25 protein-coding genes are annotated in these 24275 nt (G+C 67.7%); 7 read left to right on the top strand and 18 right to left on the bottom strand.

Annotation, left to right across the window (positions count from 1 at the left end):
• Window positions 1-141 precede the first annotated feature (141 nt).
• Window positions 142-681: a DinB family protein gene (locus tag G8760_RS14990; RefSeq protein WP_166352501.1), complete on the top strand. Its 540-nt coding sequence runs from the start codon at window positions 142-144 to the stop codon at window positions 679-681.
• Between the two features lie 21 nt (window positions 682-702).
• Here G8760_RS14990 and G8760_RS14985 read toward each other — a convergent pair whose 3' ends face one another.
• Together G8760_RS14985 and G8760_RS14980 are read right to left on the bottom strand one after the other, a co-directional pair.
• On the bottom strand, window positions 703-1605 hold the full coding sequence (locus G8760_RS14985) for a serine hydrolase (RefSeq protein WP_166352499.1): 903 nt from the start codon (window positions 1603-1605) through the stop codon (window positions 703-705).
• Window positions 1602-2492 (bottom strand): LysR family transcriptional regulator, encoded by an 891-nt coding sequence (locus G8760_RS14980; protein WP_166352497.1) that lies wholly within the window; start codon window positions 2490-2492, stop codon window positions 1602-1604. Before G8760_RS14980 ends, G8760_RS14985 begins: the two co-directional genes overlap by 4 nt.
• 685 nt (window positions 2493-3177) lie before the next feature.
• On the opposite strand from G8760_RS14980, the gene bla reads away from it, so the two are divergent.
• Window positions 3178-4182, top strand: coding sequence for a class A beta-lactamase (gene bla, locus G8760_RS14975; protein ID WP_166352495.1), 1005 nt, complete (start codon window positions 3178-3180; stop codon window positions 4180-4182).
• Here the strand turns inward: bla and G8760_RS14970 are convergent.
• Window positions 4145-4525: a hypothetical protein gene (locus G8760_RS14970; protein WP_166352493.1), complete on the bottom strand. Its 381-nt coding sequence runs from the start codon at window positions 4523-4525 to the stop codon at window positions 4145-4147. The two genes, bla and G8760_RS14970, sit on opposite strands and share 38 nt — an antisense overlap.
• Window positions 4526-4669: 144 nt before the next feature.
• On the opposite strand from G8760_RS14970, the gene G8760_RS14965 reads away from it, so the two are divergent.
• Window positions 4670-5713 carry a sigma-70 family RNA polymerase sigma factor gene (locus G8760_RS14965; protein ID WP_166352491.1) on the top strand — a complete coding sequence of 348 codons (1044 nt, stop codon included), beginning with the start codon at window positions 4670-4672 and terminating at the stop codon, window positions 5711-5713.
• Here G8760_RS14965 and G8760_RS14960 read toward each other — a convergent pair.
• The 10 genes from G8760_RS14960 to G8760_RS14915 all read right to left on the bottom strand — a co-directional run bounded on the left by G8760_RS14960 (window position 5693) and on the right by G8760_RS14915 (window position 15616).
• Entirely contained in the window at window positions 5693-6526 is an 834-nt protein-coding gene (locus tag G8760_RS14960; RefSeq protein WP_166352489.1) for an alpha/beta fold hydrolase, read from the bottom strand. The two genes, G8760_RS14965 and G8760_RS14960, sit on opposite strands and share 21 nt — an antisense overlap.
• Before the next feature lie 119 nt (window positions 6527-6645).
• On the bottom strand, window positions 6646-7392 hold the full coding sequence (locus G8760_RS14955) for an N-acetyltransferase (RefSeq protein WP_166352487.1): 747 nt from the start codon (window positions 7390-7392) through the stop codon (window positions 6646-6648).
• Window positions 7393-7451: 59 nt separating this feature from the next.
• The gene (gene paaE, locus G8760_RS14950) at window positions 7452-8543 is read right to left on the bottom strand and encodes a 1,2-phenylacetyl-CoA epoxidase subunit PaaE (protein ID WP_166352485.1); all 1092 of its coding nucleotides are present in this window, start codon (window positions 8541-8543) and stop codon (window positions 7452-7454) included.
• Window positions 8544-9083, bottom strand: coding sequence for a 1,2-phenylacetyl-CoA epoxidase subunit PaaD (gene paaD / locus G8760_RS14945; RefSeq protein WP_166352483.1), 540 nt, complete (start codon window positions 9081-9083; stop codon window positions 8544-8546).
• A 5-nt stretch (window positions 9084-9088) separates the two neighbouring features.
• Window positions 9089-9952, bottom strand: coding sequence for a 1,2-phenylacetyl-CoA epoxidase subunit PaaC (paaC, locus tag G8760_RS14940; RefSeq protein ID WP_166352481.1), 864 nt, complete (start codon window positions 9950-9952; stop codon window positions 9089-9091).
• A gap of 8 nt (window positions 9953-9960) precedes the next feature.
• Window positions 9961-10263 (bottom strand): 1,2-phenylacetyl-CoA epoxidase subunit PaaB, encoded by a 303-nt coding sequence (gene paaB / locus G8760_RS14935; protein WP_166352479.1) that lies wholly within the window; start codon window positions 10261-10263, stop codon window positions 9961-9963.
• Window positions 10264-10325: 62 nt separating this feature from the next.
• Window positions 10326-11294, bottom strand: coding sequence for a 1,2-phenylacetyl-CoA epoxidase subunit PaaA (gene paaA / locus G8760_RS14930; protein ID WP_166352477.1), 969 nt, complete (start codon window positions 11292-11294; stop codon window positions 10326-10328).
• A complete protein-coding gene (paaZ, locus tag G8760_RS14925) occupies window positions 11291-13327 on the bottom strand; it encodes a phenylacetic acid degradation bifunctional protein PaaZ (protein ID WP_166352475.1) in 2037 nt (678 codons plus the stop codon). The genes paaA and paaZ overlap by 4 nt, the downstream gene beginning before the upstream one ends.
• 193 nt (window positions 13328-13520) lie before the next feature.
• Window positions 13521-14327 (bottom strand): 3-hydroxyacyl-CoA dehydrogenase family protein, encoded by an 807-nt coding sequence (locus tag G8760_RS14920; protein ID WP_166352757.1) that lies wholly within the window; start codon window positions 14325-14327, stop codon window positions 13521-13523.
• A 68-nt stretch (window positions 14328-14395) separates the two neighbouring features.
• Window positions 14396-15616: a thiolase family protein gene (locus G8760_RS14915; protein WP_166352473.1), complete on the bottom strand. Its 1221-nt coding sequence runs from the start codon at window positions 15614-15616 to the stop codon at window positions 14396-14398.
• A 195-nt stretch (window positions 15617-15811) separates the two neighbouring features.
• Here G8760_RS14915 and paaI point away from each other — a divergent pair, with 195 nt between their 5' ends.
• From paaI to G8760_RS14895, 4 genes are all read left to right on the top strand, one after another.
• The gene (gene paaI / locus G8760_RS14910; protein ID WP_166352754.1) at window positions 15812-16207 is read left to right on the top strand and encodes a hydroxyphenylacetyl-CoA thioesterase PaaI; all 396 of its coding nucleotides are present in this window, start codon (window positions 15812-15814) and stop codon (window positions 16205-16207) included.
• Entirely contained in the window at window positions 16204-17538 is a 1335-nt protein-coding gene (gene paaK, locus G8760_RS14905; protein ID WP_166352471.1) for a phenylacetate--CoA ligase PaaK, read from the top strand. Before paaI ends, paaK begins: the two co-directional genes overlap by 4 nt.
• 5 nt (window positions 17539-17543) lie before the next feature.
• Window positions 17544-18167 (top strand): TetR/AcrR family transcriptional regulator, encoded by a 624-nt coding sequence (locus tag G8760_RS14900; protein WP_166352469.1) that lies wholly within the window; start codon window positions 17544-17546, stop codon window positions 18165-18167.
• 726 nt (window positions 18168-18893) lie between these two features.
• The gene (locus G8760_RS14895) at window positions 18894-19838 is read left to right on the top strand and encodes an SH3 domain-containing protein (protein ID WP_166352467.1); all 945 of its coding nucleotides are present in this window, start codon (window positions 18894-18896) and stop codon (window positions 19836-19838) included.
• Between the two features lie 22 nt (window positions 19839-19860).
• Here G8760_RS14895 and dmpG read toward each other — a convergent pair whose 3' ends face one another.
• The 5 genes from dmpG to G8760_RS14870 are packed head-to-tail and all read right to left on the bottom strand — an operon-like array spanning window position 19861 to window position 24274.
• Window positions 19861-20892 carry a 4-hydroxy-2-oxovalerate aldolase gene (gene dmpG / locus G8760_RS14890; RefSeq protein ID WP_166352465.1) on the bottom strand — a complete coding sequence of 344 codons (1032 nt, stop codon included), beginning with the start codon at window positions 20890-20892 and terminating at the stop codon, window positions 19861-19863.
• Window positions 20885-21820 carry an acetaldehyde dehydrogenase (acetylating) gene (locus tag G8760_RS14885; protein WP_166352463.1) on the bottom strand — a complete coding sequence of 312 codons (936 nt, stop codon included), beginning with the start codon at window positions 21818-21820 and terminating at the stop codon, window positions 20885-20887. Before G8760_RS14885 ends, dmpG begins: the two co-directional genes overlap by 8 nt.
• Window positions 21817-22545, bottom strand: a complete 729-nt coding sequence (locus G8760_RS14880) for a class II aldolase/adducin family protein (RefSeq protein ID WP_166352461.1) — start codon at window positions 22543-22545, stop codon at window positions 21817-21819. The genes G8760_RS14885 and G8760_RS14880 overlap by 4 nt, the downstream gene beginning before the upstream one ends.
• Window positions 22542-23420: an alpha/beta fold hydrolase gene (locus G8760_RS14875; RefSeq protein ID WP_166352459.1), complete on the bottom strand. Its 879-nt coding sequence runs from the start codon at window positions 23418-23420 to the stop codon at window positions 22542-22544. The genes G8760_RS14880 and G8760_RS14875 overlap by 4 nt, the downstream gene beginning before the upstream one ends.
• The gene (locus G8760_RS14870; RefSeq protein ID WP_246222566.1) at window positions 23417-24274 is read right to left on the bottom strand and encodes an alpha/beta fold hydrolase; all 858 of its coding nucleotides are present in this window, start codon (window positions 24272-24274) and stop codon (window positions 23417-23419) included. The genes G8760_RS14875 and G8760_RS14870 overlap by 4 nt, the downstream gene beginning before the upstream one ends.
• Window position 24275 lies beyond the last annotated feature (1 nt).

Genomic DNA, 24275 nt, shown 5'->3' with positions numbered 1-24275 from the left:
GCCTTTCTCTTGACCGGCCGCCCGAGCCGGCTCGTGCGCATGACAGTATCGGCACCGGGTGACAGGTGCCCTTCCGGTGCTAGCGGGCCCGTCCCTTCCGCTCGATGCGCTGCCGCGGTGACCACGGTAAACTCGCGCCGCATGATCCACGTGGATGACCAAGGCCGCCCCGAGCCTCCCTTGAATGCCGACGAGTCCGCCACCCTGTTAGGTTTCCTCGACTACCAACGAGCCACCTTGGCGTGGAAGACGGCCGGTCTGGACGCGGCCGGGCTGAACGCAACCGTCGGTGTCTCGTCGATGACCCTCGGCGGGCTCCTCAAGCACATGGCCTACGTCGAAGACCACTGGTTCTCCCGGACCCTGCGCGGCAACGAACCCCACCCACCCTGGGACACCGTCGACTGGTCCGCCGACCAAGACTGGGATTGGCACTCAGCCGCCAGTGACACCCCAGAACAACTCCACACCTTGTGGGCGGCAGCGGTCGACCGGTCCCGCGATTTCACCGCGGCGGCCCTGGCGGAGGACGGCCTGGAGACCACGGCCAAACGCGCTCAGCGCAACGGTGAATCGTTCAGCCTGCGGTGGATTGTCTGTCACATGATCGAGGAATACGCCCGGCACAACGGCCACGCCGACCTCCTCCGCGAGTCCGTCGACGGAGAGACCGGCGAATAAGAGGTTCGCCTCAAACGCTGATCACATCACCCGCAGCTGATCCCGCAGCGTCCGCGCCACTCGACCCATCACGGCTTCCGCCTCCGGCTGGACGATCGCCGGCACCCGCGACTCCGTCAGCACCGCGACGCCGAATATCTGCCCATCCGCGTGTTCCACCACGCCGACCTCATGCCGGAGGTTGAGCAAGGTGCCCGTCTTCGACGACCACGTCGACGCATCCGAGCTGAAGTCGGGCGCTAGCCGGTGTCTGATGACGTTGCCACCCAGCAGGGTGCGGATCCGCTCGGCCACCACCGGTTCGAGGCCGGACTCCGTCCACACCATGTGCAACAGCTCGACGAAAGCTCGCGCCGTCCCCGAGTTCGCCCGAGTGACGTCCAGCTGCCGGATCCGGTGCCCGCGGCCACCCGTCCCCGCCTCGATGGCCAGCGAATGGGCCAGATGCCGTTCAGCTGGCTCGAACCGGTCCGCCGGGGTATCACTGAGCTCGCGGATCGGATGGCGGACGGTGATGCCGGACAACCCGAGTTCTTCGAGGACGGCTGTCACGTAGTCCGGTGGTGTGAGGCCGAACAACACGTCGGTTGCGGTGTTGTCGCTAAGGCACATACTCAGGTAGAGGAGATCGTCGAGGGCGATCTGGGCCGGATGCCGAAACTGACTCAACCCCATGGGGCCGGGCACCGTCATCGGCCCAGGTTCGATCAGCACGGTTCCGGCAGCGTCCAGTTCGCCGGTGCGGACCCGTTCGAGAGTGGCCAGCGCTAGGGGAATCTTGACGAGTGAGGCGGTAGGGAACTCGAGGTCCGGGTCGATGCCCAGCTCGTCTCCGGTCTGCAGGTCTCGTACCAGGAACGACCCGCGAAGGCCCGCGTCGTCCAGCGCGCGGCGCTGCTCGCGGATGATGCGCTCCGCACTCACGTCTTGTCCTCACCGTGTCCGGGAGCGCCGAGGCAGTCGGCGATGCCGGCGCGCAACCGGGTGCGGATGTTGCGGGCATCGTCGCCACTATCGGCAACCACGTCGTATCCGCGGGCCAACCCGACCTCACCGATCGGGCACCAGTGCAAGCCCAGGTCCGCTGCCTGCCGAGCGGAACATAGCAGGAGGTCGGTGGTGGCCAAGACGTCGGCCGCGGCAACCGTCAGCGCCCCTGCCACGGCCACCTGAGCCGGCTGTAGTCCGACGGCGTCCCGTACCTGCATGATGCGGTCACGCACGTGCGGAACGTCGTCTTCGGGCTGAACCCAGATCCGCCGGAGCCGGCCGTGCTCGCCGCGACCCGGCCGGAGGGTCTCCATGTACACGGCTCGAGCACGCGGCTGGTCGACACTAGCCAAACCCAGCGGCACCGACCATGGCCCATCGCCGGGAGGGACCGCTACCAGTGCAGCTCGTACGTCCATGGAGCGCACCAACTCCATCCGTTCCGCTGGTGGCGCCAGCTGTACGTCCAGATAGATCTGTTGCCGGCGAGCTTCAGCCACGAGTAGCGCGAGATCACGCGCGGCACAGGTGTCGGGAACCGCCAACCGGAACGGGCTGAGTTTGGCCCTGGCCGCGGCATGATCCATAGCCTCGGCAAGGTGGACGAGACGTTTGGCCGCCGGAAGCATGGACCGCCCGAACGGAGTCAGCGTCGCCCGGCGTGCCGAACGGTCAAACAGCTGTTCGCCGAAGTGGCGTTCGAGCGCGGCGATTCGCCGGCTCGCCACCGACTGCGACATACGCGCGGTGGCGGCACCGACCGTGAAGCTTCCTCGTTCGCTGACGTATACGAAGGCCCGGCAGGCACCTAGCATGTCCACGGTCTGAAGGCTATGCCCTTTCCGCATCAAACCATCCGGCACAGCCTCGCACCGCATCAGGCGCGCCGCGGCCGACGCCCGGCTTCGAGAAGCAGCACAACCTGCGTTGGCCCGGTCCACCACCCCACGCTTCCTTATGGCTGCTGCCCCGAGGGCCGGAATGTGGTGCTCGGAGTGGAGTTGGTGATCGGAGTGAAGTTGGTGCAACCACGGAGCGGCGAAGGTGTTGCTTTGGCGACACCAACTCCACTCCGATCACGCTCCAACTCCACTCCGAGCGCTAACTCCACTCCGTGGGTCGGCGTCGTCGGGTAGCCAGCACCTCACGTCGTGCCAAAGCTCCACCTGGACGACAACAAGCCTCCTTATGGCGCACCCCGACCCGCCACAAGCCTCCTTATGGTCGCCTGGGCAACAACAAGCCTCCTTATGGCGCACCCCGATCCGCCACAAGCCTCCTTGTGCCGATGTGACGGGTGCAGCAAGGCGCCTTGTGGTGGCCACGCTCGGTCCGTCTGGCCGGCAAGCGGCGTAGCCCGTGCCGTTGCACGCTGCGGCAGCCCCGGCATCCGAGGGTGGCGTCAGGTGAGTACGCCGATAGTTGTCGCACTCCATGCCCATTCTGCATCAAACCATCCGGCACAGTCTTGGACCGCATCAGGTGTGCCTGGACAGACTAGCCGCCATGACCACTCGCACCACCCTCATCCGACGCGCCGCTGTCTCGACGCTAGCCGTCGCGGTGTTCGCTCCGCTCGTCGCCTGTTCGACCGACAACGGCTCGCCGGCGACGGCCGGCCCAACCGCCACCTCGACCAGCACCGACGAACCCGGCGACCCCAGCACGGCCGAACCAACGGCGGCTCCCACCACCGATCATGTCGTCGACCTTGAGGATCTCACCGAGCAGTTCGAGGAGCTGGAAGACGGCTACGACGCTCGGCTTGGTGTGTACGCGCTGGACACTGGCACCGGTCAGGAGATCACGTACCGCCCCGACGAGCGGTTCGCCTACGCTTCGACCTTCAAGATCCTCCTCTGCGCGGTGGTTCTGCAACAGAACTCGGTCGACGACCTCGAACGGGTCATCACATACACCGAAGACGATCTACAGGCACACGCGCCGGTCACCAGCGAACATCTCGACACCGGCCTGACGATCCGCGAGCTGTGCGACGCGACCACCAAATATGGCGACAACACCGCGGCGAACCTCCTGCTCGACGAGGTAGGGGGCCCCGAGGGTCTCGGCGACGCACTCCGCGAGATCGGAGACGACACCATCAGTGTCGACCGGTACGCACCTGAACTCAGCGATGCCGTGCCAGGCGACACTCGGGACACCACCACGCCGCGGGCTCTCGCGGCCAGCCTGCAGACCTTCGTGCTCGACGACACCCTGCCGGAGGAGAAACGCGAACTTCTGGTCGAGTGGCTGGTGGGCAACACCGCCGCCGACGATCTCATCCGTGCCGGTGTCCCCGACGACTGGACGGTGGGCGACCGGACCGGAGCTGGTGGGTACGGCACCCGCAACTGCATCGGCGTGGTCTGGCCGCCCGGCCGCGACCCCATCGTCATGGTGTTCCTGTCCACCCGGGAGACGGAGGGCGCCGAACGCGACGACCAACTCATCGCCGCGGCCGCCGAAGTCATCGCGGAGGCCTTCGAACCGTCGGCGACGCCGTAACCCTCGCCTCGCGCCGGTGCCCGGCGGGAATGGGCAGCTCCGGCAGCGGGACCCTAGGGTCCCGGCGATCGGGGTACACCTCGGCCAGCCAGGCTGCCGGTATCAGGCGCATGCCGACCGGCCCGCAATCGACCAGCACCGCGGGCTCGTTCCCCGCCGTCAGCAGCCCCACCACACACACCGTCACGCACGTGCTGTCCAGCGGCGTGACGTCGTAGTCGAGTGCGCAATCGGGCCGGCCCAACACCCGGTTCACCTCGTGGTCATCCGGTGCTCCGTCATCGGCCACCGGGATGGTGATGTAGTACTGCCGGCCCATCTCGACACCAGCGGGAGTAGTCATGAGTCCCCCTCACGAAGGCCGCGTCGACGGTGTCCACCCCAGACGCGGCCACGCGGTCCTTCTCATGATGCTCCTCAACCGTCGTCGCTGTCACGCCCTCGTCCCGTCCCCTCGAGGGCCGCCGATACGGCAGAATCGTGAGTTATGCGGGATGAGTCCGTCGCGTCGGTTGATACTGCTGGCGACGCCCACACCGACCTGGCGCGGGCGCAGGCTGGCGACGGCGACGCCTTCGGCCGCCTCGTGCAGCCACTCCGACCTGAGCTGCGCGCTCACTGCTACCGGATGCTCGGCTCCGTCCACGATGCCGACGACGCACTCCAAGATGCCTTGGTCCGAGCCTGGAAGGCGCTGACCCGCTTCGAGGGGCGGGGGTCGTTGCGCTCCTGGCTGTACGCGGTGGCTACTCGTACGTGTCTCGACACCGCCAGGTCACGCGGCCGGCGCGCACTACCCGTCGACCTCGGGCCGGCCAGCACACAGCCGGTCATCGGCGACATTCCGGCCACCGACGTCGCCTGGCTTGAGCCCTATCCCGGCGGTGACCTGGGTGCACCGTCGAACCCGGACGCCCGCTACGAGCAACGCGAGGCGATCGAGCTCGCCTTCGTCGCCGCACTACAACACCTGCCGGGCAACCAACGGGCCGCCCTGGTGCTGTTCGACGTGCTCGGTTTCTCCGCCGCGGAGATCGCGACGATGATGGACACCTCGACGACATCGGTCAACTCAGCGCTGGCCCGCGCCCGGAAGACACTGGCCGACAAGGTGCCGGCCGGCACTCAACACCAGATGCTGACCGAGCTCGGCGACACCCGGGTCCGGCAGCTCGTCGAGAGTTACACCGCCGCGCTCGAACGTGGCGATGCCGACGCCCTCGTGGCCCTGCTTACCAAGGACGTCACCTGGTCGATGCCGCCGCTGCCCCATTGGTACCAAGGATTGGCGGCGGTCACCGACTTCGCGGTGCGGGTCCCCTTGACCAGCTGCGGGTCATGGCGGCACGTCGTCACCAACGCGAATGGCCAGCCGGCGGTCGCGTCCTACCTGGCCGCCGATGGCTCCACCACCTACACGGCATGGTCGATCGACGTGCTGACCCTCCACGATGACCGCATCGCCGCCATCACCTCGTTTATCGGTGCCGGTCACTTTTCGGCCTTTGGCCTACCCGGTTCGGTCAGCTGAGCGCAGCACCTCCCGGAGTCGGGCGGCAAACAGCTCCGGGTGATCCATGAATCCGGTGTGGTCCCCAGGGAAGATGACCGGATCAACGCCGAGTTCGGCCGACAGCGCACGTGAGGTGTGATCGCACTCCTGCCCCGCCGATTCGTCGCCGATCGCAACAACGATCCGGTCTCGCACCGTCCGCAACAGGTCGAGGTCGGGCCGCCAATGGGTCGTGTGACGAAGTTCGTGTGCGAACCAGTAGTGCTCGTCCGGGCCGCGTTCCCCGCCGAATATCTGCTCGAAGACCTCGTCGGGTAGCACGATGTTGGCTTTGGCCAGGAACTTCCGCCACGCCCCAGTGTGATCCCCGGCGAGATACGTGGCGACGATGCGCTCGGTCTCCTCATGCATCTCCGCCCGGTTCTCGAGCAACTCGTCCAGCGGAGGCTCATGCGCCACTACGGTGGTGACCAGCGCAGGGTGGGCTTGGAGCAAGGCGAGCGCGTTCACCGCACCACCGCTGCTGCCGAACACCATTGCCGGGCCGGCATCCACGTCGGCGATGATCCGGGCCAGATCGTCGGCCCGCACCTCCGGGGTTGACTCCTGATCAAGGTCATCGAGCCGGCTGCGGTGCGCGCCTCGGGGGTCGGCCGTGACGACGGTGTAGTCGGCGGCCAAAAGGTCCGAGAGCGGAGCGAACCGGCTGGCGTCCATCGGTGAGCCAACCGCCATCACCAGCGGGCCAGCGCCGCGGACCTCGTAGTGAAGCCGTGCGCCTGGCACGTCGAGGGTGTGGGCAGCAACCGGGACGGTTGGGGCCTGGTTCATCAGATCCTCCTAGATGGAAAAGTAGTCGGTTACTGATGAGACCGCCCCGGGTCAGCCGGAATCGTCGCTCGTCCGCACAAATTCTTCAACGCATCGCGGTGAACCAGCGGTGGCCCGTTTCACAAGGTGTGGCGGACCCAGACGTTGGGTTCGACATACACCGCGTACTCATGCGCGAGGTCACAGTGCACCGGTACGAGCGCCCCGGACACCACGACGTCACCGTCTCGGTCGAACGCCAGCCCGGTCCAATCCCGCCATTGCGCCAGTGAGCCGGCGATCACCATCGACGACGGCGCCACCTTGACAATGGCAGCACCAGCACGCACATGCACTCTTAGCCACGGGTCCGCTGGCAGGCCGTCCGCGCGCATCTCGGTGATATAGGTCGTCATCGGAAGCGCCGGGCGCAGATGCTTCGCGTTGGGGCGGACCGGGGCCACCAGGACGTCGTGGCCTTGCGCCTGCACGGCCGCTCGCATCGCTGCCAGGATGTCGTGCGACAAGCCACGTCCGAGGTGGTCGGCGTCGATCGCGACATCCAGCGCGCTGGCGGCGGTCGCCGGCCGCCCTTTCCGCTGGTCGGCGAACCCCCATTGCAGAACCGTGTCCCAACCGCCGTCCGGGTACAGCTCACGGCCAGGCAGCTCCGTTGTGTAGGGAAGGCTGCGCCCCCGACCTATCACGCGACCGTCGTCAGCTGTGGCGACGACACAATAGTCCGGGAAGGTGACCGCCACCTGGTTGAACAGAGCGTTCGCCAGTTTGTCATGGCCCATGAACGTCGGCCAGGAGTCTCGGATCTCGTACATCCGACTGGCCAACTCCGGACGCTCGGCCACTGTGGTGATCGTTATGGTCGACATGGCGGCAGGTTACCGGTGAGCATTGGGCACCGTGCGGCAGTGAGATCGCCGCCGCGGGATCAGGCGTCGTAGTCGACAATCACTTTCGCCGAGCACACCAACGACTGGCAGGTCAGCACGAACCCCGCGGCGACTTCGGCGTCCTCCAACGCGAAGTTGCGCCGCATCGTGATGTCCCCCTCGACCACCCGGGCCCGGCAGGTGCCGCACACTCCACCTTTGCAGGCGAACGGCAGGTCCGGGCGGACCCGCTGAGCGCCGTCCAAGACGGGGGTATCGCGGGCCATCGTGGTTGTGGTGCTCCGGCCGTCCAGGATGATCGTGACCTCGCTGGTTTCACCTTCGAGGGGAGCGTCCTCATGCCGGACCGGGGGTGGTGGTACGTCGTCGACGTAGAAGAGTTCATGGTGCACCCGGTCGCGTGGGACACCGAGCTGTTGGTCCAACAGCTCCTCGATGGCGGTGACCATCTCGTACGGACCGCACAACCACCAGTGGTCGACGTCGCCGGCGTCCAGCAGAACCTCCACCAGGGTGTGCACCTTGTCCGGGGTGAGCCGGCCGGTGAACAGTTCCACGTCTCGGGGTTCCCGCGAGAGCACGTGCACCAACTCGAGACGGTCCGGGTAGCGGTCCTTGAGGTCGGCCAGTTCGTCGGCGAACATCACCGTGTCCGTGCGGCGGTTGCCGTACATGAGGGCCACCGTCGACGCCGGGTGGTTCAGGAGGCTGCTGGCGATCGACAACACGGGAGTGATCCCGGAACCGGCGGCCAGTAGGACGTGGTGGCCGGACTGGTCGAGGTCGGGGGTAAAGCTCCCGGTGGGCGTGCCGACCTCCACCTCGTCGCCGGGCCGGACGTCGCGCACAAGCCACCTGGAGAACAACCCGTCGGGGACCTCCCGCACACCGATCCGCGGCGGGCCACCTTCGGCCGCGCAGATGGAGTACGAGCGCCGCTCGTCCCGGCCGTCGATCCACCGCCGCACCGTCAGCGACTGGCCGGCCCGGAAGGCGTAGGTCTCGGCCAGTTCGTCCGGGACGTCGAAGGTCACCGCGACGGCGTCGGCGCAGAGCCGATCGACACCGGCGACGGTGAGCCGGTGGAACTCACCCCGTAGCCGAGCCCTGGTGTTCGTGGTGGCGGCCATTCAGATCTCCTTGACGTGCTCGAACGGCTCCTGGCAGGTGCGGCAGCGGCGCAGCGCCTTACACGCGGTGGCGCTGAATCGGGAGAGTTCCACCGTGTCCGCCGAGCCACACACAGGGCAGTCGACCCTGCGCACGGTGGGCGTCAGGACGAGTGGCACTGGTCCGGTCACCGCGGATGGTGCCGGCCCGGGCGGGGCGATGCCGTACTCGGCGAGCTTGCGTTTGCCCTCGGCGCTGATCCAGTCGGTGCTCCACGGCGGGTGCAGTGTGGTGCGCACCTCGACGTCGTGGTAACCCGCCGCGCGCAGCGTGTACACCAGGTCGTCACGCATGGTGTCCATCGCTGGGCACCCGGTGTAGGTGGGTGTGATGACCACTACGACGCGCCCGTCGTCCACCCACACATCCCGCAGCACGCCGAGGTCGGCGAGGCTCAGCATGGGGAGCTCCGGGTCGGTCACGGTCTGCGCCACCCGACGGGCGGCGTCGGCGGCCGGCGAGATGCGATCGACGGTGGGGGCCGGGGTGGTTGTCGCCATCGCCGTCACCAGACCCCATCCGGGTGGGCGCGGGCCACACTCTGCAGCTCGGCCAGCACATACCCCATGGCTTCGGTGTGTACGCCGTCGCGCCCATACCGGCCACCAACACCAGGCCGGGCCGGCACCTCCGGCACCGGAATGGTCGCCGCCTTCAGGACCTGCGTGAGTACGCCGTCGAACTCCTCGCGCACCGTCGCCGGGTCAACCGCGACTCCCCCGGCGTCGCCGGACACGAACAGCTCGCCGACATAGGGCCAGACCGCGTCGAGACCAGCGGCCAGCCGCTCCCGTGAGTACGCGGTGCCTCCGCCCAGGCGGACGGCCCACTGGGCGGCATAGTCGCGGTGATAGGTCAGCTCTTTGACACCTTTGGCCGCGATGGCCACCAGTACCGGGTCGGCCGCTTCCGTGAGCCGGGCGAACAACGCCAGCCGCCACGTGGAGAACACCAGGAGTCGAGCGATCAGCTCACCGAAGTCGCCATTCTCCACCTCGGTCAGGCGTACGTTGCGGAACTCGTGTTCGGCACGGAAGAACGCGAGGTGGTCTTCACCCGGACCGGGCGAAGTGGCCGCGGCCCGACTCAGCAACAGCCGCGCCTGGCCGAGCAGGTCGAGTGCGATGTTGGCGATGGCGACCTCCTCCTCCAGTTCGGGGAGGTTGGTGCACCATTGCTGCAACCGGTGCGACATGATCAGCGCGTCGTCGCCCAGGCCCAGACAGTATGTGGCCAGTTCGGCCGCGTCCACACCGTCGGGCAGGGTGGTGTCGATGCCGGCCAGCGGGTCCTCGAACCCGGTGCCGAATGCCCACCGGGCGTCGTCGGTCCCCTCGGTGATCGCTTCGTAAGCGTTGTCGAATCCCATGGCCGGCCTCACATGTGGGGGACGTGCTCGGGGATGTCATAGAAGGTCGGGTGGCGGTAGACCTTGTCCGCCGACGGCGCGAAGAACGGGTCCTTCTCGTCGGGACTGGACGCGGCGATGTCCGAGGACTTCACCACCCAGATACTCACGCCCTCGTTGCGCCGCGTGTACAGGTCACGGGCGTGCCGCAAGGCCATCTCGGCGTCAGCCGCCCGCAGCGATCCGACGTGTACGTGGTTGAGGCCCCGCTTGCTGCGCACGAACACCTCGAACAGCGGCCAGCCGGCTCGTATCTCTCGATGCTCCGCCATCTCACCTCTCCCTTCCTCGGTGATCGTTAGCGGTTTGGTGTCGCCATGGCGACACCAAACCGCTAACGATCACCGGCGTGTTTGCCGGCGTGTTTGGCGGCGTGTTTGGCGGCGTAGGCGGCCGCGGCGTCGCGTACCCAGGCACCGTCCTCGTGTGCGCGCCGCCGCTGTGCCAACCGCTGCGTGTTGCAGGGGCCGTTGCCCGCGATCACCTGTGTGAACTCTGCCCAGTCGATCTCCCCGAAGTCGTAATGCCCACGCTCGTCGTTCCAGCGCAGCTCCGGATCCGGCAGCGTGACGCCGAGCGCTTCGGCCTGCGGCACCGTCATGTCGACGAATCGTTGGCGCAGCTCGTCGTTGGTGTGCCGCTTGATCTTCCAGGCCATCGACTGCGCGGTGTTCGGGGAGTTGTGGTCCGGCGGGCCGAACATCATCAACGACGGCCACCACCACCGGTTGGTCGCGTCCTGCACCATCCGCCGCTGATCCTCGGTACCACCCATCATGGTCATCAGCAGCTCGTAGCCCTGCCGCTGATGGAAGGACTCCTCTTTGCAGATGCGCACCATGCCACGTGCGTACGGGCCAAACGAGCTGCGGCACAGCGGGACCTGGTTGCAGATGGCGGCACCATCGACCAGCCATCCGATGACACCGACGTCGGCGAAACCGAGCGTGGGGTAATTGAAGATCGACGAGTACTTCTGCCGACTCTCGATGAGGTTCTCGGTCAGCTCGGTGCGGTCTGCGCCCAGCGTCTCCGCCGCCGAGTACAGGTACAGCCCGTGCCCGGCTTCGTCCTGGACCTTCGCCAGCAGGATCGCCTTGCGGCGCAGCGACGGGGCTCGGGTGATCCAGTTGGCTTCCGGCTGCATGCCGATGATCTCGGAGTGGGCGTGCTGCGCCACCTGCCGGATCAACGTCTTGCGGTAGCCGTCGGGCATCCAGTCGCGTGGTTCGATGCGCTGGTCGCGGGCGATCACGTCCTCGAAGTGTTGCTCGAGGCTGGGCTCGGGTGTGGTGGTACTCATGTGGGCCACTCCTTCGCTACCAGGGTGAGAACGTCGTAGCGGGCGGCGAGTTCACCTTCGGTGTTGACGACGTCGCAGTTCCACCGCACCTCGCCGTAGTCGGCATCGACGCGCGGGGTGATCTGGGCGGCGGTCAGCGTCACGGTGAGTTCGTCGCCGGGTTTGACCGGAGTGAGGAAACGCAGGTTCTCCAGCCCGTAGTTGGCCAGCACCGGCCCGGGATCCGGCTGAACGAACAGACCCGCCGCGAGGGACACCACCAGGTATCCGTGGGCGACGATGCCCTCGAAGAACGGATTGGCCGCGGCGGCTTCGGCGTTGGTGTGGGCGTAGAAGGTGTCGCCGGTGAACTCGGCGAAATGGTCGATGTCCGCCTGGGTGACGGTCCGCGGGCCAGCGACGACGGTGTCACCGACGCGCAGCTCCGCCAGCGACTTCCGGAACGGATGGGTGGTGGTGTCGTGCTGCCGGGCACCGTGCACCCACTGGCCGGTCACCGCGCTCAGCACCGAGGGTGACGCCTGCACCGCGGTGCGCTGCATGTAGTGGAGCACACTGCGGATACCGCCCAGCTCCTCGCCACCACCAGCCCGGCCAGGACCACCATGGACCAGCATCGGCAACGGCGAACCGTGTCCGGTGGACTCCTTGGCGTTCTCGGTATCGACGACGAGCAGCCGGCCGTGCCACGGCGCCACCCCCACCACCACATCGCGGGCGAACCGTGCATCGCCGGTGACGACGGAGCCCACCAGGCTTCCGGCGCCCCGCGCGGCCAGCTCGATGGCGTGGTCGGTGGAGGTGTAGGGCAGCAGCGTCGCCACTGGGCCGAACGCCTCGACCTCGTGTGGTTCGGCACGTCCGGGGTCGTCGGCACGGAGCAGCACCGGGGAGATGAACGCACCTCGTTCGGGGTCGGCGTCGACGACGTCCACCTGCTCCGGATCGCCGTAGACCACCCGCGCGGCATCGGTGAGTGCCTTGAGCGAGCGCCGCACCTCTTCACGTTGTTCCAGACTGGCCAGCGCCCCCATCCGCACGTCTGGCGCGGTCGGGTTGCCGACGACGACGCGGCCCAGCCGTTCACGCACCGCCTCGGCGACCTCGTCCATATGGTCGGTGGGGACGAATGCCCGCCGGATCGCGGTGCACTTCTGTCCTACTTTCACGGTCATCTCGGTGACCAGCTGCTTGACGAAGAGGTCGAACTCCGCGCTGCCCGGCGTGGCGTCCGGTCCGAGGATCGATAGGTTCAGCGAGTCGGCCTCGGCGTTGAACCGAGTGGCGTTGCGGACGATGGCCGGGTGCGAACGCAGCCGCTGCGCGGTGGAAGCCGAGCCGGTGAATGCCACGAGGTCCTGCTCGGTGACGTGATCCAGCAGGTCACCAGCGCTGCCGCAGACGAGTTGCAGTGATCCCTCGGGCAGCAGGCCGGACCCGACCATCAGCTCTACCAGCTTCTCGGTGAGATAGGCGGTTTGGCTGGCCGGTTTGATCAAGGACGGAACCCCGGCCAGGAACGCCGGGGCGAACTTCTCCAACGGGCCCCATACGGGGAAGTTGAACGCGTTGATCTGGATGGCCACCCCGCGCAGTGAGGTGGCGATGTGCTGGCCGACGAAGGTACCGCCTTTGCCCAACGGCTCCATCGGGCCATCGACGTAGACGGTGTCGTTAGGTAGTTCGCGGCGGCCTTTGCTGCCGTAGGTGAACAGCACTCCGATGCCGCCGTCGACGTCGAACCGGGCGTCGTATTTGGTGGCTCCGGTGCGGTAGGACAACTCGTACAACTCGTCGCGTTGCCCCTGCAAGTACAGCGCGAGCTGTTTGAGGATGAGTGCTCGCTCGTGAAAGGTCAGCTCGCGCAGCGGCGGGCCGCCCACCCGGCGGCCATAGTCGAGTGCGCCGGCCATGTCGATGCCGGCGGAGGAGATACGTGCGATCTCGGCGCCGGTGACCGCGTCGTGTAGGGGTGTCCCGTCGACCGACGGAGACTGCCACCCGCCATGGACGTAACTACGTAGTGCGGTCATCGATGTCCGACCTCCTCGTCGTCCCAGGCACCGCCCGGTTCCGCTCTTCCAGCCTAGGTGCCCTGCGCCGGAGGACACCAACGAATTACCAACCGAACGTTCAGGAAGTGATGGTAGTCGACAGCGGAGCCGAGGAAAAGGAGTTGACAGTCACGAACCCCGCTCCGGACACCAACCACGGCCCGGTCCCCTATCACCAGCGATAGAAACCCTGACCGGTTTTCTTGCCGAGTTCTCCGCGAGCCACCTTGTCTCGCAGCAACTGCGGTGGAGCGAACCGCTCACCTAGCGTGCGGTGCAGATACTCGGCGATGGCCAGCCGCACGTCGAGGCCGACCAGATCCGTCGAGCGCAGCGGCCCCATGGGATGGCGGTAGCCGAGCTCCATCGCCGTATCGATCGCCTCGGCGTCAGCGACGCCCTCGTCAAGCATGCGGATGGCCTCCAGGCCAAGCATCACACCCAGCCGACTGGTGGCGAATCCCGGTGAGTCGCGCACGACGACGTCGGTTTTGCCGAGTCCCCGCACCCACGCCACCACGCGGTCTCGGACCCCTCCGTCGGTCTCCCGCGCCAGCACGATCTCGACGAGCTTCGACGCCGGGACCGGGTTGAAGAAGTGCATGCCGAGGAAACGGGACGGGGACTCTAGGACGGCACCCAGCTCGGAGATCGACAGCGAACTGGTGTTGCTCGCCAGGACCGTGTCGGGGCCTATCGCACCTTCCGCGGCGCTGAGCACGGACGTCTTCAGCTCGGCCCGCTCCGGTACCGCTTCCACCAGCAAGTCGAGCTGTGCCGGCAGGTGTGCGATGTCGGCCAGCACGGTGATCCGATCCAACACCATGCCAACCGTCGCTGGGAGTTTCCCGCGCTCGGCGGCTCTACCCAGACTGTTCTCGATTCGTCGCCGCGCGTCGGTGGCGGCATCCGGGCTACTCTCGACGACGGCCACCCGCGCACCCGCGGCGGCGAAGACATGGGCGATGCCGGCCCCCATGGTGCCCCCGCCGATCACCCCCACCGAACCCGGCACCCGCGCGCCCGGGGTGGTCGCGTCCGCGGCGGTCACGCTGCCTCCACGAGCATGGCGACACCCTGTCCAACGCCAACGCACAAGGTCGCCAGCCCCCGGTGTACATCCGCACGTTCCATGCGGCCCAGCAGCGTCACCAGGATCCGCGCCCCGGAACAGCCCAGCGGATGGCCCAGCGCGATAGCGCCGCCGTCGGCGTTGACCCGCTCGTCCTTGATGCCCAGTCGCCGGATCACCGCCAGGCTCTGTGCCGCGAACGCCTCGTTCAGCTCCACCGCACCGACGTCGTCGATGGCGGTCCCGGTCCGGGCCAGCAGTTTCTCCGTGGCGGGGACCGGGCCCAGACCCATGACGTGCGGCGCGACTCCCGCGCTGGCGCTGGCCACGACCCGCGCCCGCGGCGTGAGCCCGTAGCGTCGTACCGCGTCCTCGCCGGCGATCACCAGGGCCGCCGCGCCGTCCGCAAGTGACGACGACGAACCGGCGGTGACGATGCCGCCCTGGCGGAACACCGGGCGCAACCGGCCGAGTCTCTCCAGTGTGGTGTCGCGGCGCGGCCCTTCGTCGGTGGTGACCTCGCTGTCACCCACGGGTACTGGCACGATCTCGGCGTCGAAACGTCCGGCATCGATGGCCGCGACCGCCCGCTGATGGCTGCGCAGCGCGAACTCGTCGCATTCGGCCCGGCTCAGACCGTCGAGTACAGCCACTTCTTCGGCGGTCTCCCCCATGGACAACGTGATCTTGCGGGTGTCCGGCCCCGATCCGGTGGGCACCTCACGGTCGGCGGCGGAGAAACGAGGGTTGGTGAACCGCCAGCCCAGCGAGGTGTCGCTGACTTCACCGGGCCGGGCCCATGGTGTCCCCGGTTTGGCCATCACCCACGGCGCCCGCGTCATCGACTCCACTCCACCGGCCACGACGACGCCGTTCTCGCCGGCCCGGATGCTGTGGACGGCGGACGCGACGGCGGTCAGGCCACTGGCACACAGCCGGTTCACGGTGTACGCGGGTACCTCGTCGGGTAACCCGGCCAACAGTGCCGCCATCCGGGCGACGTTGCGGTTGTCCTCACCGGCCTGGTTCGCCGCCCCGAGGATCACCTCGTCCACTGCGTCTGCCGGCACTCCGGCTCGGCGCACCGCCTCACCCACGACGAGCGCCGCGAGGTCGTCCGGCCGGACCCCACTCAGGGCGCCCGCGTACCGTCCCTGGGGTGTTCGTACTCCATCGACGAGATATACCTCGGACATGGGATCTCCTCCCGGCTGCCTCGGACAGCCCAGCTCGAACCGCGTACGGAAGGTAGCATCGGCCCTCTCCCGGTGGCATATTATTAACCGGCCATTCGGTCGGTTGACTACCCGGTAGGTGGCCGTCCGTCCGCACCGGACCGGAGGTGATGCGTGGGCAACGTCTCGAACACCAGCCCGAACCCGGCGCGGGCCATGCTGGACGCGGATGTCGCCTCGACGTCGCTGGGTATTGAGCTGCTGGCCGTGGGCGACGGTTCAGCCACGGTCCGGATGCAGGTCACGCCGGCGATGGTCAACGGCCACGATATCGCCCATGGCGGCTACCTGTTCCTGCTGGCCGACACCGCGTTCGCCTGCGCATGCAACAGCTACGGCCCGGTGACCGTCGCCTCCGGTGCCGAGGTGTCGTTCGTGGATTCCGCGCGGGCCGGCGACGAACTCGTCGCGGTCGCCGAGGAACGAACGCGTTACGGGCGCAACGGCATCTACGACGTCACCGTCTACCGTGGTGCCCCCGACCAGCGCGACGTCGTCCTCGAGTTCCGCGGTCGCAGCCGCACCATCCAGCGAGAAGGCGAGCGGAGATGACCATCACCCACGGCGCCGTTCCGGCCGGCGGGCAGCCGGACCCGGACGGACTCGACACCGCCGAGCGCCTTACCCCGGAACAGCTGCGCGAGCTACAACTCGAACGCCTGCGATGGACTCTCCGGCACGCTTACCAGAACGTTCCCCACTACCGGCGGGCGTTCGACGCGGCCGGGGTACATCCATCCGACTGCACCAGCCTGGACGATCTCGCGTCGTTCCCCTTCACCACCAAGGACGACCTCCGGGAGAACTATCCGTTCGGCATGTTCGCCGTGCCGCGCGAACAGGTGAATCGGATCCATGCGTCCAGTGGCACCACCGGGCGGCCCACCGTCGTCGGCTACACCGCCGGAGACCTCGACACCTGGGCCACCGTGATGGCTCGTTCGATCCGAGCCGCGGGCGGTCGAGCCGGCGACATCGTCCACGTCGCCTATGGATACGGCCTGTTCACCGGCGGCCTCGGCGCCCACTACGGCGCCGAGAAGCTCGGCTGCACGGTGGTGCCGGTGTCCGGCGGCATGACCGCCCGCCAGGTCCAGCTGATCAACGACTTTCAGCCGAGCATCATCATGCTCACTCCTACATACATGCTCACTCTGCTCGACGAGTTCGAGCGCCAAGGCCTCGATCCGAAGGAGTCGTCGCTACGGGTCGGTATCTTCGGCGCCGAACCGTGGACACCGGCCATGCGTACGGAGATCGAGGAGCGGGCCGGGATCGACGCCGTCGACATCTATGGACTGTCCGAGGTCATCGGCCCGGGGGTGTCCCAGGAGTGTGTCGAGACCAAGGACGGTCTCCACGTCTGGGAGGATCACTTCTACCCCGAGATCGTCGATCCGCTGGGCGGCGATGTACGCGCCGACGGCGAGACCGGTGAACTGGTGTTCACCTCACTCACCAAACAAGCGATGCCGGTCATCCGCTATCGCACCCGTGACCTCACCCGCCTCCTGCCCGGCACCGCCCGCCCGGCGTTCCGGCGGATGGCCAAGGTGACCGGCCGCAGCGACGACATGATCATCGTGCGTGGCGTCAACCTCTTCCCCACCCAGATCGAGGAGATCGTCCTGCGGATGCCCGGCCTGTCTCCCCATTTTCAGCTGGTGCTGACCCGACAAAACCGGATGGATCATCTCACGGTGCAGGTCGAGGCCGCGCCTGGCGCCGCTACCGAAACCCGCAAGAACACCGCCGCGCAGGTGCGGCACGTGGTGAAAGACCGCATCGGGGTCACCGTCGACGTCGACGTGGTCGACCCCGAGTCTCTGGAACGTTCGGTCGGGAAGCTACGCCGGATCAAAGACCTGCGCACGGAGGACTGATCGGCATGGCCGTCGCCCCACCTCCCCCTTCCCGGCCGATCCGCCGGGGCCGCCCCGGCTACGACCTGGAGTCCCTGCTGAACGTGGCCGTCAAGCTGTTCAACGAGCGCGGCTACGACGGCACCAGCATGGAAGATCTATCTCGCAAACTCGGTATCACCAAGTCGGCCATCTACCACCATGTACCCAGCAAGCAGGAGTTGCTCAGGCTGGCGGTCGACCGAGCCCTGGACGGACTGTTCGAGGTGGCGCAGGAGGTCGAAGCGATGCCCGGGCCGGCCGTCGAGCGGCTGGAAGCACTGGTCCGCGGCAGCGTCGCCGTCCTCACCGATCGGCTACCTTTCGTCACGTTATTGCTGCGGGTCCACGGCAACACGAAGGTGGAGCGGGACGCCTTGGCCCGGCGGCGCGAGTTCGACCGATTCGCCGCCGACCTCGTCAAGCAGGCCGAGGCAGAGGGTGACCTCCGGCCGGACATCGAACCCGCCACCACAGCGCGGTTGTTGTTCGGCCTGGTCAACTCCCTGATCGAGTGGTATCGGCCGGGTCGCGGAACCGACACCGCGGCGCTGGCGGACGCGGTATGCAAGATCACCTTCGACGGGCTGCGGGTCCGGCCGGACCAGTAGGTGGTTGGTGCGCGGAGTGAGGTTGGTGCAGCGACGGAGCGGCGAAGGTGTTGCTTTGGCGACACCGATGTCACTCCGATCACGCTCCAACTCCACTCCGAGCGCTAACTCCACTCCGTGGGTCGGCGTCGTTGTGTAGCCAGCACCTCACGTCGTGCGAAAGCTCCACCTGGGCAACAACAAGCCTCCTTACGGCGCACCCCGCCCCGCCACAAGCTTCCTTATGGTCGCCTGGGCAACAACAAGCCTCCTTATGGCGCATCCCCGGGCCGGAACAAGCTTCCTTGTGCCGACGTGACGGGTGCAGCAAGGCGCCTTGTGGTGGCCACGGTCGGTCCGTCTGGCGGCCAGCCGGAGTCCGTCATCGATGGGCACAACTCGCCTGCCGGGGCACTGTGACACCGTTCCTGACCGGGACGGCCCGACGATCGGAGACGGCCGGCTCCACTGCCGCCACGTGGTCGGCGGAACCGGCCTCGTGGCCACCACATTTCGCCGACGTGGGCGGGGCGCGGCGCCCATGACACTTGTGTCACACCACCATATGCCCCGTTGTCCAGGTGATTCGTGCAGTTGCGTTCTCCGGCATGGTGTGGTTCTCTACGGGATGGTAACGGGACAATAACGACGATTTAGGGTGATCCTTAGGTGTCGAGGCCACGCCACAAGCACGCAAAGACTCGACGTCACCGCAAGGCTCGGCGTCTCCCCACCCGCGGGATGGTCATGCTGGCAGTTCCGGTCGCGGTTGCCGTGTCGGTGCCGGCCAGTTCGGTCACGTGGCTCGAGTCGCCGCAGCAGGCGATCTCGCTCGAACCCGTCATGAGTATGGGCGACATCGACCGAGAGGCGGCGCTGGGCCGTGGGTCGGTCGACCGGACCCCGGCGCCTCGACCGTCGCAGTCGCCGCTCCCTCCGGTGGCCACCCCCGACGTCGAACCCAATGAGGATCCCGACGACGAAACCGACGACGAAACCGACGAAGAGCCGGACGACACAGAAGAGGTCGAGGACACCCCCGAACCCGACGACGAGCCGGACGAGGAACCCACGGCCGTCGGCCAGATGTTCACCGTCAGCGAGCTCAACGTCCGCTCCGGGCCCGCCAGGCACACCACGGTGGTAGCCGTGCTGGCCGCCGGCACCGAGGTGGAGATCACCGGGAACACCGACGGCGACTGGGTGCAGATCCTGCACGGCGGTGGCACCTCGTGGGTCAACGGCGACTACCTCTCCGAAACCGAACCGTCGGAAGAAGACGAAGACGACGAGGCCGAGGACACCCCGGACGACGGCATTTCCTACCCCGAGTGTTCACACGGCACCTCGATCGAGAGCGGACTCACCCAGGACGCCATCCGGGTGTACCGTGCGGTCTGCGCTCGCTACCCGGACGTCAGCTCGTATGGCGGATACCGCTCCGGTGGCGGTGCCCACAGCCAGGGCCGGGCGGTCGACATCATGGTCAGGGGTTCGCTCGGCGACTCGATTGCCGAGTGGGTACGGGCCAACCATCGCGAGCTTGGTGTCAGCGAGGTCATCTGGGCGCAGCGGATCTGGACGGTCCAGCGCAGCAGCGAAGGCTGGCGCTGGATGTCGGACCGCGGCTCGGACACCGCGAACCACTACGACCACGTCCACGTCACGGTCTACGGCAACTCCGGCGGGTAGGACCCCGGTAGACCCACCCTCGTCAGGTGAGGTCGTTCCTACTCCCACGCCCACCATCGAGGGCGCTCAACGCGACGTCGGTGATCATGTCCTCCTGGCCACCGACCAGACCACGCCGGCCGACCTCGACGAGGATGTCTCGGGTGTCCAGGCCGAACCGTTCGGCCGCGTGTTCGGCGTGGCGCAGGAAGCTGGAGTACACCCCGGCATAGCCCAGGGTCAGCGTCTCCCGGTCCACCCGCACCGGGCGATCCTGAAGCGGCCGGACTAGATCATCGGCGGCGTCTTGCAGCGCGAACAGATCACATCCGTGTTCCCACCCCACCAGGTCGGCTACCGCGATGAACGCCTCGATCGGGCAATTCCCCGCCCCGGCGCCCTGCCCCGCCAGCGACGCGTCCACCCGGCTGGCCCCGTTCTCCACCGCCACGATCGAGTTCGCCACCGACAACGACAGGTTCTCGTGTGCGTGAATACCCACCTGGGTGTCGGGATCCAGCACGTCCCGGTAAGCACGAACCCGGTCCCGGACCCCGTCCATGGTGAGCCGGCCACCCGAGTCGGTCACATACACGCAGTGGGCGCCGTAGGACTCCATCAGTCTGGCCTGCTGGGCCAATCCGGCCGGACCGTTCAGATGGCTCATCATCAAGAAGCCCGCGACGTCCATGCCGAGTTCACGTGCGGTTGCGATGTGCTGCGCCGCTACGTCGGCCTCAGTACAGTGCGTCGCCACCCGCACGGACGTTACCCCCAGGTCATGGGCACGTTTGAGGTCGTCGACGGTGCCGATACCCGGTAGCAGCAGCGTGGTGAGGGTGGCGCGGCCGACGACCTCTGCCGCGGCCGATATCCACTCCGCATCGGTGTGTGCTCCCGGTCCGTAGGTCAGGCTGCCACCGGCCAGACCGTCACCATGGGCCACTTCGATCGCGGCCACACCACCGGCATCCAACGCGGCCGCGATGGCCCGCACCCGGTCCACCGAGTAACGGTGCCGGATCGCGTGCATCCCGTCGCGTAGCGTCACATCCTGCACATAGATCTCAGGCACCGTTCTCTCCCATCCGCGACGCCCACTGCTCCCCTACCCGCAACGCCGCCGACGTCATGATGTCGAGGTTGCCCGCATACGCCGGGAGATAGTGGGCTGCTCCTTCGACCTCCAGGAACACACTGACCTGGAGCAGATCTTCATCCGTCCCGGCCAGGACTGCCAGCTCCGGTCGGCTGGTCAACGTGCTGAACTGCACCTGCTGCTTGAGCCGGTATCCCGGCACGTAACCAGCGACGTCGGCCACCATCGTCTCGATGGCCGCCCGGATCCGTTCCGGCTCGGTGCCGGCCGGGACAAGACAATGCACGGTGTCCCGCATAACCAGCGGCGGCTCGGCCGGGTTCAACACGATGATCGCCTTGGCGCGCGCGGCGCCTCCTACCGCCTCCAACGCCCGAGCCGTGGTCTCGGTGAACTCGTCGATGTTCGCCCGCGTTCCCGGGCCGGCCGACCGCGACGCGATCGACGCGACGATCTCGGCGTACCGGACGTCGGCCACGCGACTCACCGCCGCGACGATCGGAACCGTGGCCTGGCCGCCGCAGGTCACCATGTTGATGTTGGGTGTGTCCTGGTGCTCGTCGAGGTTGACCACGGGCACGACGTACGGCCCGATCGCCGCCGGGGTCAGGTCGACGACGCGGCGGCCGGTCGGCCGGAGCACCGCGTCGTTGGCGACGTGAGCGCGGGCGGACGTCGCGTCGAACACGATCTCGACATCGTCGAAGCCCGGCGACCGCACCAGGCCAGCTACGCCGTCGGCGATGACCGGAACGCCCAGCCGGCCAGCCCGGGCCAGACCGTCGCTGTCCGGGTCGATCCCGACGAGAGCCGCGACCTCTAGTGTCGTGGAGAGCCGCATCACCTTGATCATCAGATCGGTTCCGATGTTGCCCGATCCGATGACCGCCACCTTCGTCGTCACGGTCCCTCCTGCGCGCCGACCATGTCCACGTCCGGCACGCTACGCACCAGGTAATCCCACCCCAGGCTGACCTGGCGGGTGCTGTAACAACGCGCCCGTTTGGCGATCGCCTCGTCCGGCGCCGACGCTCGCAAGGGCTCCGCGCCCGCGGCCATGGCGGCCAGCAGCTGCATCCGGCACGCCTTCTCCAGGATCACCGCCCCGAACACGGCTCGCTCCACACTGGACTCAGCGACGACGACGCCATGGTTGACCAGCAGCAAGGCGTTCCTGTCCCCCAGCGCAGCCGCCACCGACCGGCCCAGCTCCGGTGTCCGGATGAGGTCGCCGGTCTCGGTGAACCGAGGTACGTCGGGCGGGGTGAAGAAGGTGCCCTCGTGCCCGAGCGGTTCGAGTTCCAGTCCGGTCGCGGCCAGTGCCACCGCCGATTCTGGGTGGCTGTGGACGACGGCGGCCACGTCCGGGCGGGCCCGCAACACTTCGGTGTGGATGTGGTGTTCCAGGTGGACCGGCTCCGGTCCCTCCACCACATCGCCATCCCACGAGATCAGATGCACGTCGTCGGCCCGGACCTCGTCGAACCCCAGCCCGGCACGTTTGAGCCACACGCCGCGCCCGTCCGGGTCGCGGACCGACAGATGGCCCCACACGAGGTCAGAGTGGCCGTTCGCGGCCAGCACCCGGCAGCCCGTGGCGACCAGCTCCCGCAGCTCGGTGCGGCTCATGCCGGCTTCCCGGTCAGGAAGTCACCAACGATCCGGTTGAACTCGGCCGGCTGCTCGAACATCGGCCAGTGCCCGGCGTCGTCGATCATCTCGAACCGCCCGTTCGGCAAGATCTCACTGGCCCGGCGGCCCACCTCCGCTGGAGTGGTCGGGTTCTTGTCCGTCCACAACACGAGCACCTCGTGGTCGATGGCGGCCAGGCGTTCCTCGGTGAGCATGTAGACCCGGTTCTCCTCGCCGGGCTGCTCGGACACCAGCTTCGGCATGATGCGGCGGCTGTCCGGCAGCGTGTAGATCCGGTACCGGGTTTCCACCAGTTCGTCGGTCACCGTCGCGGGGTCGGCCATCAGCCATTCGAGCCGGGTCCGCACACTCTCCGGTGTTGGTGTGTCCACCGCGCGGCGGGTCACATCGCGCACCCGATCGTGGACCGCTTTGCTCTCCTGCTGCCGCTTGTTGTCGGCGAGCGCGATTCCAGCTCCGGTCACGTGGGCGATCCGGCCGATCCGGTCCGGGTGCTGCAACGCCGTCCACAACGCGATCCAGCCGCCCAAAGACTGCCCGACGACGTGTGCACGTTCCGCACCGAGTGCGTCCAGCAGCCGCAGCAGATGGTCGGTGAAAACGGGGGCGTGGTAGGTGACGTCGTCGGGTTTATCCGTCCAGCCGTGCCCGAGTGCGTCGATCGCGTGCACCCGCAGCCCACGCTCGGCGAGCGGGACCACGTTACGCACGAACGCCTCGACATGGCCGGTCAAACCGCCGATACAGATCACGTGGTCTCCCGTGTCGCCCGCCTCCAGCGAACGAGTCCGCCAGCCGCCGGCGTCGTGGAACCGGATCTCAGCGCCCAGCGCGTCGGTCCAGAACGTCATGATGTACCTCCATTGAGAAAACGGGCGACCTCGGTGTTAACAACCGCGGGGTTCTCGTAGTGCGGCCATTGCTTGGCCGCGGGCACGGTGTATACCTGGCCGACTGGGCTGGAATTCGCTGCGGCGCGCTCCACCACGGCTGCTGGAACGTGCGCGTTCTCGCCCCGGATGAACAGGGTCGGCACCCGATGCTCCAGCCACCACTCGGGGGTGAGCAGCCACCGGCTGTTGTCCGCCCGGCGGACCGCCCGGTGCACCGCGGTGGCACCATCGGCGGCGTAAAGGCGGCGGCGCAGTTCAACCATCTCGTCGTCGACGGTCGACTCGTCGTCCATCAGCTGCCGCAGCCGCAGCCGGACAGTCTCGGTAGTGACCTGCTTGAATGCCTCCCCGCCGTGTTCGTACGCGGCGGCGACCCGGGGATCGGCCAGCCGCTCGGCCTCCGCCTGCAACCCGGCCGGCTCCACGAGGACCAGACGGCGGGCCTGCTCCGGGCGCCGGCGAGACCACCAGGCAGCCACCCAACCACCCAAGGACTGACCGACCACGGTCGCCCGCTTTTCGCCGCTCTCCGCGAGCACGGTGTCGATCAGCGCGGTGGCATGGTCCAGCAGCTCAGCCACGCCGTATTCCGATCCGGCCGCCTCGGTGCAGCCGTGGCCCAGCAGATCAGCCGCGACCACCCGGTGGGTGCCCGCCCAGGCCGAGGTGTTGCGGTGCCAGGTTTCCAGGTGCCCGCCGCGGCCGTGCAACAGCACCAGCGGCGGCCCGTGAGCTCCGGCCGACACGACGCGGGTCCGCACACCGCCGGCGTCTATCCAGCGGACCTCCGCCCCGAGAAGATCGGTCCACATG

The sequence above is a fragment of the Phytoactinopolyspora limicola genome (genome assembly GCF_011320225.1).
GTDB lineage: Bacteria > Actinomycetota > Actinomycetes > Jiangellales > Jiangellaceae > Phytoactinopolyspora > Phytoactinopolyspora limicola.
The sequence above is the reverse complement of the archived record's forward strand: the minus strand, read 5'-3'. Positions and strand labels throughout refer to the sequence as shown.